The sequence below is a fragment of the Streptomyces sp. NPDC028722 genome (assembly GCF_040637655.1).
GTDB lineage: Bacteria > Actinomycetota > Actinomycetes > Streptomycetales > Streptomycetaceae > Streptomyces.
Window position 1 is genome coordinate 46600 of sequence record NZ_JBEZWU010000007.1, and the last position, 12070, is coordinate 58669.

The 12070-nt window shown below is 70.0% G+C and carries 12 protein-coding genes; 7 read left to right on the plus strand and 5 right to left on the minus strand.

The window, feature by feature from the left end; translation table 11 throughout:
* Positions 1–13: 13 nt before the first annotated feature.
* On the plus strand, positions 14–292 hold the full coding sequence (locus tag AB0F03_RS13510) for a hypothetical protein (RefSeq protein WP_361990157.1): 279 nt from the start codon (positions 14–16) through the stop codon (positions 290–292).
* Positions 293–527: 235 nt separating this feature from the next.
* Here the strand turns inward: AB0F03_RS13510 and AB0F03_RS13515 are convergent, their stop codons facing one another.
* Entirely contained in the window at positions 528–1283 is a 756-nt protein-coding gene (locus tag AB0F03_RS13515) for a chaplin (RefSeq protein ID WP_361990159.1), read from the minus strand.
* A 263-nt stretch (positions 1284–1546) separates the two neighbouring features.
* On the opposite strand from AB0F03_RS13515, the gene AB0F03_RS13520 reads away from it, so the two are divergent.
* Together AB0F03_RS13520 and AB0F03_RS13525 are read left to right on the plus strand one after the other, a co-directional pair.
* Positions 1547–1786, plus strand: a complete 240-nt coding sequence (locus tag AB0F03_RS13520) for a heavy-metal-associated domain-containing protein (RefSeq protein WP_361990161.1) — start codon at positions 1547–1549, stop codon at positions 1784–1786.
* Positions 1787–1872: 86 nt separating this feature from the next.
* Positions 1873–4131, plus strand: coding sequence for a heavy metal translocating P-type ATPase (locus tag AB0F03_RS13525; RefSeq protein WP_361990164.1), 2259 nt, complete (start codon positions 1873–1875; stop codon positions 4129–4131).
* A 615-nt stretch (positions 4132–4746) separates the two neighbouring features.
* Here AB0F03_RS13525 and AB0F03_RS13530 read toward each other — a convergent pair.
* Positions 4747–6036 (minus strand): citrate synthase, encoded by a 1290-nt coding sequence (locus AB0F03_RS13530; protein ID WP_361990167.1) that lies wholly within the window; start codon positions 6034–6036, stop codon positions 4747–4749.
* A 178-nt stretch (positions 6037–6214) separates the two neighbouring features.
* Positions 6215–8491, minus strand: a complete 2277-nt coding sequence (locus AB0F03_RS13535; RefSeq protein WP_361990169.1) for an ATP-dependent RecD-like DNA helicase — start codon at positions 8489–8491, stop codon at positions 6215–6217.
* Between the two features lie 54 nt (positions 8492–8545).
* On the opposite strand from AB0F03_RS13535, the gene AB0F03_RS13540 reads away from it, so the two are divergent.
* Positions 8546–9049, plus strand: a complete 504-nt coding sequence (locus tag AB0F03_RS13540; RefSeq protein ID WP_361990172.1) for a hypothetical protein — start codon at positions 8546–8548, stop codon at positions 9047–9049.
* Positions 9050–9053: 4 nt separating this feature from the next.
* On the opposite strand, the gene AB0F03_RS13545 is transcribed toward AB0F03_RS13540, so the two are convergent.
* Together AB0F03_RS13545 and AB0F03_RS13550 are read right to left on the minus strand one after the other, a co-directional pair.
* Complete coding sequence (locus AB0F03_RS13545) at positions 9054–9260, minus strand: DUF397 domain-containing protein (RefSeq protein ID WP_361990175.1); 207 nt, start codon at positions 9258–9260, stop codon at positions 9054–9056.
* Between the two features lie 8 nt (positions 9261–9268).
* Complete coding sequence (locus tag AB0F03_RS13550) at positions 9269–10105, minus strand: helix-turn-helix transcriptional regulator (protein ID WP_361990824.1); 837 nt, start codon at positions 10103–10105, stop codon at positions 9269–9271.
* A 201-nt stretch (positions 10106–10306) separates the two neighbouring features.
* Here AB0F03_RS13550 and AB0F03_RS13555 point away from each other — a divergent pair, with 201 nt between their 5' ends.
* The 3 genes from AB0F03_RS13555 (at position 10307) to AB0F03_RS13565 (ending at position 12017) form a co-directional block, all read left to right on the plus strand.
* The gene (locus AB0F03_RS13555) at positions 10307–10717 is read left to right on the plus strand and encodes an ATP-binding protein (RefSeq protein ID WP_361990177.1); all 411 of its coding nucleotides are present in this window, start codon (positions 10307–10309) and stop codon (positions 10715–10717) included.
* 33 nt (positions 10718–10750) lie between these two features.
* Positions 10751–11659 carry a hypothetical protein gene (locus tag AB0F03_RS13560; RefSeq protein ID WP_361990180.1) on the plus strand — a complete coding sequence of 303 codons (909 nt, stop codon included), beginning with the start codon at positions 10751–10753 and terminating at the stop codon, positions 11657–11659.
* A gap of 64 nt (positions 11660–11723) precedes the next feature.
* Positions 11724–12017, plus strand: a complete 294-nt coding sequence (locus AB0F03_RS13565; RefSeq protein WP_361990183.1) for a hypothetical protein — start codon at positions 11724–11726, stop codon at positions 12015–12017.
* Positions 12018–12070: the final 53 nt, after the last annotated feature.

The window sequence follows — 12070 nt, forward strand, 5'->3', positions numbered from 1 at the left end:
CAACGGAGAACCCATGCGCAAGATGCACAAGGCAGTCCTCGTGGGCGCCATCCTCGGCACCGTCGGCTCCCTCGCCGGCAGCACCGTCGCCTTCGCTCACGGTGAGCCGGGTCACGACCTCGACATCGACCAGGGCATCGAGTGCCGCTCACACGACATGAACATCGAGGTGATCGGCGGCATCAGTGCCCTCACCGGCCTGGCGGGCAACCTGCTGAACGGTGAAGGCAATCCGGGTGCGCAGCAGAGCCATCTCGGTTCGAACATGGGCTGCAACAACCAGGCGTTCTGACCTCGCCGCCCTTCGTTCCGGGCACGCGCAGCCGACGAGGCCACACACCGCGGAAGAGGGTGGTGTGTGGCCTCGTCGGCTGTGCGTGCCCCTCGGGCTTCGAGGACGGCCCCCGTAGCCGGGGTTCGGCTGCTTCGTGGCCTGTTCGGTCCGGACGCGTCACGGGCCCCGGGAGAAACTGCTTCTCCCGGGGCCCGCAGCGCTTGTCCGTACCGGGGCACGCCCCGGTGCCGGGTCAGCGGATCTGACCAGGGGTGTAGCGGCGGTACAGGATCGCACCCGCGACAATGAGCGCGGCGCTGCCGGCAAGAGCGGGGGCCGTGAGGTCCGCTCCCGTGTGGGCCAGCGAGGGCGCCGCCTGGCGCGGGGTGTGCGGAGGGGTGTGGGCACGGACGGCAGCCGGGGGCTTGGGGGCCCGGGGCCTCGGGACCGTGGAGTGCGAGCGCCCGCTCGAGTGGTCGCCGGAGCCGTTGACCGACTCGTTGTCGAAGACCGGGTTGCCCACACCGACCACGTTGACACTGTTCCCGGACACGTTCACCGGCAGGTGGACCGGGATCTGGACGTCGTTGCCGGACAGCAGCCCGGGCGAGCCCGCGGTGGTGCCGTGAGCCGACGCCCCGCCGGACGCGGCCGATCCGCCACGCTCCATGTCGGCGACGGTGTGCGCCGCGGTGCCCTTCCTCGCAGCCGCAGCCCGCGACGAGCCACTCCCGCCCGCACCGTCGGTCGTCGCCGAGCCGCCGTTCACGCAGGTGTTGCCCGCGGCCGGGTTGAGCAGCCCCACGACGTCCACGGTGTTCCCACACACGTTCACCGGCGCGTGCACAGGGACCTGGACGGAGTTGCCGGAGAGCACACCGGGAGAGCCGGTCGCCGTGGCGTTGGCGCCGGCCCCCTCGGCCGCGAACGCGGCGGACACCGGCAGGGCTACGGCCATCGCGCCGGACGCGGCCACGGCGATCACGCCGTATCGGGTAGTCCGTCTCATGAGTTTCCTGCCTTCCTGACATCATCACGGGCACTCACCCGCACCACAGCAAACGCGGATGGACCCGTCATGGTTATGCTGTGCGCCCCACCAATTACTCTGTGTCACCTACAGGTGCGCGCCTCGCCACCGCCCGACGGACCCCGGTGAAGAGCGGTCGGCACACCCCTCCCCTCATTGCATACCCCCCAGGGGTACACTGGACGGCGTGGGGTACTCGGGTACCTCACCGACCGCACCACGCCCCGACGAGGAGTAACGACATGACCGCCCACACCGACACCCCGGGCTCCGTCACCGCCGTCTACCAGGTGACCGGCATGAGCTGCGGCCACTGCGAGGGTTCCGTCTCCGGTGAGATCTCCCAGATCCCCGGCGTCACCTCGGTGCAGGCCGTCGCGTCGAAGGGCGAGGTGACCGTCGTCTCCGACGCCCCGCTGGACGAGGAGGCCGTCCGCGCCGCCGTGGACGAGGCCGGCTTCGAGCTGGCCGGCAAGGCCTGAGAAAGACTCCCCCTTTCCCCGACCGGGCCGCGCCGACCAGCTGATACTGGATCCGTACGGTCCGGTCCGATGTCTGGAGTCCGGACATGACCAGCACCACCGCAGAGACAGCCATAACCGTGGACGCGGCCCACCGGGTCGAGCTGCTCATCGGCGGCATGACCTGCGCTTCCTGTGCCGCCCGGGTGGAGAAGAAGCTCAACCGGATGGACGGCGTCAGCGCCACCGTCAACTTCGCCACCGAGAAGGCCAGGGTCGCCTACGCCGACGGCGTCGAGGTCGCCGACCTGATCGCCACCGTGGAGAAGACCGGCTACACCGCCGAGGAGCCCCCGCCGCCGGACCCCGCACCCGAGGCCGCGGACGGGCCCGGGACGCCCGGCCCGGACCCCGAACTCGGCGCCCTGCGGCACCGCCTGCTCGTCTCCGCGCTGCTCGCGGCCCCCGTCGTCCTGCTCGCGATGATCCCGGCACTCCAGTTCGACAACTGGCAGTGGCTGTCGCTGACGCTCGCCGCGCCCGTGGTCGTCTGGGGCGCCGCCCCCTTCCACCGGGCCGCGTGGACCAACGCCCGGCACGGCGCCGCCACCATGGACACCCTCGTCTCGGTCGGCACGCTGGCCGCGTTCGGCTGGTCGCTGTGGGCCCTGTTCCTCGGCGACGCGGGCATGCCCGGGATGCACGACGCGTTCCGCCTCACCGTCTCCCGCACGGACGGCGCCTCCACCATCTATCTGGAGGTCGCCGCCGGGGTCGTCGCGCTGATCCTGCTCGGCCGCTACCTGGAGGCCCGCTCCAAGCGGCGCGCCGGTGCCGCCCTGCGGGCCCTGATGGAGCTGGGCGCCAAGGAGGTGGCGGTCCTGCGGGACGGCCGCGAAGTGCGCGTCCCGGTGTCCTCCCTGGCCGTCGGCGACCGGTTCGTCGTCCGGCCCGGCGAGAAGATCGCCACCGACGGCACGGTGGCGGAGGGCGTCTCCGCGGTGGACGCCTCCATGCTGACCGGTGAGTCGGTGCCGGTGGACGTCGGCCCCGGCGACCGGGTCACCGGCGCCACGGTCAACGCGGGTGGGCGGCTCGTCGTCGAGGCCACCCGGGTCGGCGCGGACACCCAGCTCGCCCGGATGGCGAAGCTGGTGGAGGACGCGCAGAACGGCAAGGCCGAGGTGCAGCGGCTCGCCGACCGGATCTCCGCGGTCTTCGTGCCCGTGGTCATCCTCCTCGCGCTCGGCACGTTCGGCGTGTGGCTCGGCGTCACCGGGGACACGGTCGCCGCGTTCACGGCCGCCGTCGCCGTCCTGATCATCGCCTGCCCGTGCGCGCTGGGCCTGGCCACCCCGACCGCGCTGATGGTCGGCACCGGCCGCGGCGCCCAGCTCGGCATCCTGATCAAGGGCCCCGAGGTGCTGGAGTCCACGCGCCGCGTCGACACGGTCGTCCTCGACAAGACCGGTACGGTCACCACCGGCCGGATGAGCCTCCAGGCGGTGTACGTCGCCGACGGCGAGGACGAGAAGGAGCTGCTGCGGCTCGCGGGCGCCCTGGAGCACGCCTCCGAGCACCCGGTCGCGCGCGCGATCGCCGCGGGCGCCGAGGAACGCGCCGGCGAGCTCCCGGCGGCCGAGCATTTCGAGAACGTGCCCGGCCGGGGCGTACGCGGGCGCGTGGACGGCCGCGAGGTGGCCGTGGGCCGCCTCTACGACGACCTTCCCGAGGAGCTGGCCCGCGCGGCCCGCGAAGCCGAGCGGGAAGGCCGTACGGCCGTCGTGGCCGGCTGGGACGGGCGGGCCCGCGGAGTCCTCGCGGTGGCCGACACGGTCAAGGAGACCAGCGCCGAGGCGGTGCGCGCGCTGCGCGGACTGGGGCTCACGCCGGTGCTGCTCACCGGCGACAACCGGACGGTCGCCGAGGCCGTCGCCCGGAGCGTCGGCATCGACTCCGCGGACGTCTACGCCGAGGTGCTGCCCGAGGACAAGGTGGACGTCGTACGGCGGCTCCAGCGCGAGGGCCGGTCCGTGGCGATGGTCGGTGACGGCGTGAACGACGCGGCGGCGCTCGCCACCGCCGACCTGGGCCTCGCCATGGGCACCGGCACCGACGCGGCGATCGAGGCCGGCGACCTGACCCTGGTGCGCGGGGACCTGCGCGTGGCCGCCGACGCGATCCGGCTCTCGCGCAGGACACTGGCCACCATCAAGGGCAACCTGGTATGGGCCTTCGGCTACAACGTCGCCGCGCTGCCGCTGGCCGCCGCGGGACTGCTCAACCCGATGATCGCGGGTGCCGCGATGGCCTTCTCCTCGGTGTTCGTGGTGACCAACAGCCTGCGGCTGCGGACCTTCCGGTGAACCGGGGCGGAGAAACCGGCACCGATTTGCCTGTGACCGAAACGGACATGCCCCTGGAGTCCGGCGCGCACCTCACATAAGCTCTTCACAAGGCTCGCGCATCTTCCTTACGCTTGGGACCCGATCGACGTATCGGGCCTCTTGCGCACCTAAAGGACATATGCAAGAGACGCACATCACAGTGATGCGAACGTAACCCTCGAAGGGCTTCGAAGGTCTAAGTTGGCGATGTCGGACCAGCGTCTTGGGGGGCGCTGACCGGCATCTGGGGATGTCTTGGGGGACGTCCTCAGAGTTGCGTTGCCGGGGCACGTACACCGGGGAGCTTTGAGCGGCCCTCCCAGCGTGCGTTGTCCCGGCAGACCGCACCGCATCACCGGAGCAGGACGGGCTGTGCCCGTCCTGCTCACAGACAGCGATTCAGGCGCTGTCCTCTCCGAGCGCCCGGCCGGATCCCGTGGGGGGAATCCGCACCGGGACATGGGAAGGCGCCCTGGTCGTCGGCCCGTGGGGGGACCGGCGTCCTGGGGCGCCTTCCGTCTGTCTCACGGCTGTTCTCGCACGCCGGTGACGCGGGGCCCGCCGGTCACGGCAGGCCCCGCCCGTCCGGTCGGTTCAGCGCTCCTCGACCGGCACGAAGTCGCGCTCGACGACACCCGTGTAGATCTGGCGCGGGCGGCCGATGCGGGAACCCGGCTCCTTGATCATCTCGGTCCACTGGGCGATCCAGCCCGGCAGGCGGCCGAGGGCGAACAGGACCGTGAACATCTCGGTCGGGAAGCCCATGGCCCGGTAGATCAGACCGGTGTAGAAGTCGACGTTCGGGTACAGCTTGCGCTCGACGAAGTAGTCGTCGGACAGCGCGTGCTCCTCCAGCTTCAGGGCGATGTCGAGCAGCTCGTCGTCCTTGCCCAGCGCGGAGAGCACGTCGTGGGCGGCGGCCTTGATGATGCGGGCGCGCGGGTCGAATTTCTTGTACACCCGGTGGCCGAAGCCCATCAGGCGGACGCCGTCCTCCTTGTTCTTCACCTTGCGGATGAAGGTGTCGACGTCGGAGCCGGAGTCGCGGATGCCCTCCAGCATCTCCAGCACGGACTGGTTGGCGCCGCCGTGCAGCGGACCCCACAGGGCGCTGATGCCCGCCGAGATCGAGGCGAACATGTTGGCCTGCGACGAACCGACGAGGCGGACCGTGGAGGTCGAACAGTTCTGCTCGTGGTCGGCGTGCAGGATGAGCAGCTTGTCCAGCGCGGAGACCACGACCGGGTCCAGCTCGTAGTCGTCCGCCGGCACCGAGAAGGTCATGCGCAGGAAGTTCTCGACGTAGCCGAGGTCGTTGCGCGGGTAGACGAACGGGTGGCCGATCGACTTCTTGTACGCGTACGCCGCGATCGTCGGGAGCTTCGCGAGCAGCCGGATCGTGGAGAGGTCGCGCTGCTTCTCGTCGAACGGGTTGTGGCTGTCCTGGTAGAAGGTGGACAGCGCCGAGACGACCGAGGACAGCATCGCCATCGGGTGGGCGTCCCGCGGGAAGCCCTTGTAGAAGTTCTTGACGTCCTCGTGCAGCAGGGTGTGCCGCGTGATGTCGTTCTTGAACGTCGTCAGCTCGTCGACGGTGGGCAGCTCGCCGTTGATCAGCAGGTACGCCACCTCGAGGAAGGTGGAGCGCTCGGCCAGCTGCTCGATGGGGTAGCCGCGGTAGCGGAGGATGCCCGCCTCGCCGTCGAGGTAGGTGATGGCGGATTTATAGGCGGCCGTGTTGCCGTAACCGCTGTCCAGAGTCACCAGACCGGTCTGGGCGCGGAGCTTCCCGATGTCGAAGCCCTTGTCGCCGACGGTGCTGCCGACCACCGGGTAGGTGTATTCGCCGTCGCCGTACCGCAGTACTACAGAGTTGTCGCTCACGTCTTCCCTCACCGACGTAGTGCCTCATCTTCGAGGTGCCCTGACTGTCTCTACCATCCCCCATTTGGCTCAGGAGAGTGCACTCGGGGTCGACCATTGGGCCTATTGGCGGCACTCAGTGCCGTCAACCTGCTCATCCTGCCCCCTCCACGGGGCATCCGGTAGTGCTCTGTGACCTTCATGACTCATTTGATCGATCATTTTTTCCGAGGAGTCGGTGGTCCAGGGCCGTCCAGCGCCGTCCGGCCGACACCGTGCGCACCGCCTGGCCGATCGCCCGGCGCGAACCGACGAGAACGACCAGCCGTTTCGCCCGGGTGACCGCGGTGTAGAGGAGATTGCGCTGGAGCATCATCCATGCCCCGGTGGTGACGGGAATCACCACGGCGGGATATTCGCTCCCCTGCGAACGGTGGATGGTCACCGCGTACGCGTGGGCCAGTTCGTCCAGTTCGTCGAACTCGTACGGCACCTCCTCGTCCTCGTCCGTCAGCACCGTCAGACGCTGGTCGACCGGGTCGAGGGAGGTGACGACGCCCACGGTGCCGTTGAAGACGCCGTTCTTCCCCTTCTCGTAATTGTTGCGGACCTGGGTGACCTTGTCGCCGACGCGGAAGACCCGGCCGCCGAACCGCTTCTCCGCCAGGTCGGGGCGTCCCGGCGTGATGGCCTGCTGCAGCAGCCCGTTCAGCGCCCCCGCGCCCGCCGGCCCCCGGTGCATCGGCGCGAGCACCTGCACGTCCCGGCGCGGGTCCAGCCCGAACTTGGCCGGAATCTGGCGCGCCGCCACGTCCACGGTGAGCCGGCCGGCGGCCTCGGTGTCGTCCTCGACGAAGAGGAAGAAGTCCTTCAGCCCGTCGGTGAGCGGCTGCTGCCCCGCGTTGATCCGGTGCGCGTTGGTGACCACGCCGGACTGCTGGGCCTGCCGGAAGACCCGGGTGACCCGGACGGACGGAACCGGGCTGCCGTCGGCGAGGAGATCACGCAGGACCTCCCCGGCACCCACGCTCGGCAACTGGTCCACGTCCCCGACGAACAGCAGATGCGCGCCCGGCGGTACGGCCTTCACCAGCTTGTTCGCGAGCAGCAGGTCCAGCATCGACGCCTCGTCCACGACGACCAGGTCGGCGTCCAGCGGCCGGTCCCGGTCATAGGCCGCGTCGCCCCCCGGCCTCAGCTCCAGCAGCCGGTGCACGGTCGAGGCCTCCGCGCCGGTCAGCTCGGCCAGCCGCTTGGCCGCCCGGCCGGTCGGGGCGGCCAGCAGCACCTTGGCGCGCTTGGCCCGGGCCAGCTCCACGATCGAGCGGACGGTGAACGACTTGCCGCAGCCGGGCCCGCCGGTCAGCACGGCCACCTTCTCGGTCAGCGCGAGCCGGACGGCGGCCTGCTGCTCGGGCGCCAGATCGGCGCCGGTGCGCGACGCCAGCCAGCCCAGGGCCTTGTCCCACTCGACGTCCCGGAAGGCGGGCATCCGGTCCTCGTCCGTCCGCAGCAGCCGCAGCAGCTGCGAGGACAGGGACAGCTCCGCCCGGTGGAAGGGCACCAGATAGACCGCGCTGACGGGCTCCGGGTCGCCGTCGGGCCCGGGCACCCGCTCCCGTACGACCCCCGGGTCGGCGCCGTCCTCCGGCGCGCGGCCCAGCTCCGCGAGGCACTCGATGACCAGCCCCGTGTCGACCTGGAGGAGCTTCACCGCGTCGGCGATCAGCCGCTCCTCCGGCAGGAAGCAGTGCCCCTGGTCGGCGGACTGCGACAGCGCGTACTGCAAACCGGCCTTGACCCGCTCCGGGCTGTCGTGCGGGATACCGACGGACTGAGCGATCTTGTCTGCGGTGAGGAAGCCGATGCCCCACACGTCGGAGGCGAGCCGGTAGGGGTGCTCCTTCACCACGGAGATCGACCCGTCGCCGTACTTCTTGTAGATCCGCACGGCGATCGAGGTCGACACCTCCACGGTCTGGAGGAAGAGCATGACCTCCTTGATCGCCTTCTGCTCCTCCCAGGCGTCGGCGATCTTCCCGGTCCGCTTGGGCCCGAGCCCCGGCACCTCGATCAGCCGCTTCGGCTCCTCCTCGATGACCCGCAGCGTGTCCACCCCGAAGTGCTGGGTGATCCGGTCGGCGAACACCGGCCCGATCCCCTTCACCAGCCCCGAGCCCAGATACCGCCGGATGCCCTGGACGGTGGCGGGCAGCACGGTCGTGTAGTTCTCCACATGGAACTGCTTGCCGTACTGCGGATGCGACCCCCAGCGCCCCTCCATGCGCAGGGACTCCCCCACCTGTGCCCCGAGCAGCGCGCCGACCACGGTGAGCAGGTCCCCGGCGCCTCTGCCGGTGTCGACCCGGGCGACCGTGTAGCCGTTCTCCTCGTTGGCGTACGTGACACGCTCCAGCACGCCTTCGAGCACGGCGAGACGCCGCTCACCCGTGGGGTTCCCCGCCTGGTTGGACATGATCCGACGGTACCGGGGCGCTCTGACAGCGGCCCACCGTTACTGTGCCTGCCCGTGATCGACTCCGGCACCCCCGACGCCCACCAGGACTTCTACGACCGCATCGTGGCCGCCACCGCGGACACGCGGTACCGGCCGCGCCGGACCGTGCCGGGCTTCGACCTGATCGTGGACGTCCCCCGGTCGCCGCTGACCGCGCGGCGGATCAGCCAGGTGCACACCTACCGGGTCGTACTGCACCCCGAGGACCGGCGCTTCTCCATGACGGACATCGTCCGCACCGTCGAGTACGAGGCGGGCCTCGGCGGAGCGGGCACCAGCAGGACGGTGTCCTCCGGCCGGAACGTGTACGCCACCTGGAGCCGCAGCCTCGACGGCACCGAGCGCCAGTCCTTCTCGTCCGCCGCCGGCCACCGCCTGATCCGGGGCGTGGCCCGGGACCTGGGCTGGCAGGAGATCCGCCCCACCAGCGTCAAGGCGGCCCTGGCCGCCGGCCTCGTCGGCGCCGCCACAGCCCTGGGCACGCTGATCGCCCTCGCCGTGGTCTTCCTGTTCTGAGGGTTCAGGAGAACGGGTGGACGTCCGGGTTCCCCTTCAGCCCTTCGAGGAAGGTGACGAAGGCGGAGGCGGGGAAGGTGAGGGTGGCCCGAGCGGGGGCCTTCGAGTCGCGGACGGCTGTGTGGGTGGGGGAACTCGCTATCTCGACGCAGGCGTTGCCGTCGCCCTCGCCGGAGTAGGACGACTTCCGCCAGTTCACAGGGGTGGTCATGGAATGCCTCACAGCTCCTTCGCCAGCATGTGCAGGAAGTCGCGCGACCGGTCAGGTCCCAGCGATAGGGCCTCCACCTTACGGAAGCGCGTTCGATAGGCAGTGAGCTGTGCCTCCGAATCGACGAAGACCGAACCGTGCGGTGCGTCCCGCACCACCGTGTCCAGCTTGGGCAGCGGGCCGCCCGCATAGGTCATGGCACTCGAAGCCCTCGCGAAGCCGTCCAGGTCGAAGGGGATGACCCGCACGGTGATGTGATCCGCGTCGGAAAGCTCCAGCAGACGAGCGAGTTGCGCCTTCGAGGCGGCCCGGTCACTGACCCTGATACGTAACGCCGCCTCATGGATCACTGCTTCGTACGGGAAGACGGTCTGCTGGCGTCTCATGCGGTGCCGAATCCTTAACTCCAGCTCCTCGGGGGTCAGTTCCGGCACACGGGCGGAGAAGACGGCGCGCGCGTACTCCTCGGTCTGCAACAGGCCCGGCACGAAGAGCAGCGCGACTTCCCTGAGGAACCCGGCGTGGTGCTCCAGCTCGGCCAGATCCAGAAACGCTGTGGGCAGCAGGCCCCGGTACTCCTCCCACCAGCCGCGCGTGCGTTCGGTGGCCATGGCGGCCAGGAAGTCGATGAACTCCGGGTCCGTGCAGTCGTAGTGGGATGCGAGACGGCGCAGCCGCTGCTCGCTGACGCCGGCGATGCCGGACTCGATCTGGCTGATGACCGGGGCGGTCACCCCGAGCAGCCTGGCCGCCTCCCGGGCCGTCAGACCTGCCGCCTCGCGAAGCCTGCGCAGCTCGACCGCCAGCCGCAGCTGACGGGCGGTCGGCTCACTCCTCAACGCCATTGCCGACGCCTCCCAACGCACCCACACACGCGACTCGTTCGGCGTCACATTACGGGATCGGCTTGCGGCGTTTAAACAATTAGCCCTACCGTCGGTGATGCAGCGCACACACAGCGGAAGCGCACCGCCCCGCCCTGCCACGGCGGCCGCGGCATGCCACCGCAACGCGCAACCCCCTCGAACCCACGGAGTTGATGACGCATGCCCGAGAACGAGTCCTGGGATTACACCCTCTACATCCCCAACGACCTCAGAGCCGTCACCGTCTGCCGTCGCACCCTGCGCCTGATCCTGACGATGCACGGGTTGATCGGCCTGGTGGACACCGCCGAACTGCTCGCGGCGGAGCTGGTGTCGAACGCCGTACGACACACCGAAGGACCGGCCGCGCTGCGGGTCCGCCGGTCGGCGCAGGGCCTGGTGTGGATCGGGGCATGGGACACGGACCCCGCGCCGCCTCCGCCACCCCAACCACTGGAGCGGGCCGTGGATCTCGAGGAGGGACGGGGGCTGGGGCTGGTGATGGCCTGCGCGCAGTACTGGGGGTGGCAGCCCTCGGCCCGGTTCGGGGGCCGGGGGAAGTACGTGTGGTGCGAACTTGTGGCCGCCTAGCTCGTTGATCACGTCGTACGGAAAGGAGAGCTGATGGTCGGCTCGTCGCACGAGGCGCTGCACCGGATCTTCCAGAAGGATCCGACGCTGCTGACGCGAGCGTTACAACGGGTACTGCACGTGCCGTTCCCCGAGCCCAGGGAGATCGCCGCGCTGAACGTGGACCTCACCGAGGTCGAACCGGTCGAGCGCCGGGTGGACACGTTGCTCCGGGCGGAGACCGACGAGGGGACCTACCTCCTCGTGGTCGAGTCCCAGGGGAAGGTGGACGACCGCAAGCGGGGCAGCTGGCCGTACTACTTGTCGTACCTGTACGAGAAGTACCGCTGCGAGCCCGTGCTCATCGTCATCACCCAGAACAGCAACACCGCGCGGTGGGCGTCCCAGCCCATCCGGCTGGGCTTCCCCGGCTGGCACTCGCTGACGGTACGTCCACTGGTCCTCGGCCCGGACAACGTGCCGGTGATCGCCGACGAGCGGCAGGCCGAACGGGACGTACCCCTTGCGGTGCTCTCGGCGATGACACACGGGCGTGGCCCCCAGGCGCCCGCCATACTGGAATCACTGGCATCCGCCCTGCGGACCATCGACCCCGACAGTGCCGCGGTCTTCGTGCAGTTCGTCGACTCCTGCCTGGCCGACCCCCAGGCGAAGCAGATGTGGAGGGACCTGATGACGGCAATCCAGTACTTCTGGCGACACCCACTGGCCGAACAGGTGCGCGAGGAAGGGCGAGAACAAGGGTTGGAACAGGGACTGGAGCTGGGGCGCCTCACGGAACGTCGGCAGGCGGTCCTCGACGCCCTGGAATGGCGCGACATCCCGGTACCCGACCCCGTCCGCGAGCGGGTGAACTCCTGCACGGACCTCGACCAGCTCCGGATCTGGGCCCAGCGCGCCGTACGAGTCACCGACGCGGCGGAGCTGTTCGCCGGAGCGTGAGAACCGTCGGGCCGTGGCCTCGTCCGGCCACGGCCCCCTTGACACGCGGATGCGGAGGGACCTGATGACGGCAATCCAGTACTTCTGGCGACACCCACTGGCCGAACAGGTGCGCGAGGAAGGACGAGAACAAGGGTTGGAACAGGGCCGGGAAGAGGGACTGGAGCTGGGCCGGGAACTTGGGCGCCTCACGGAACGTCGGCAGGCGGTCCTCGACGCCCTGGAATGGCGCGACATCCCGGTACCCGACCCCGTCCGCGAGCGGGTGAACTCCTGCACGGACCTCGACCAGCTCCGGATCTGGGCCCAGCGCGCCGTACGAGCCACCGACGCGGCCGAGCTGTTCGCCGGAGAGTGACGAGGGTTCCGGGTGACTACGGCAGTGGGTCCGTGATCACGCCGGGGAAAGCG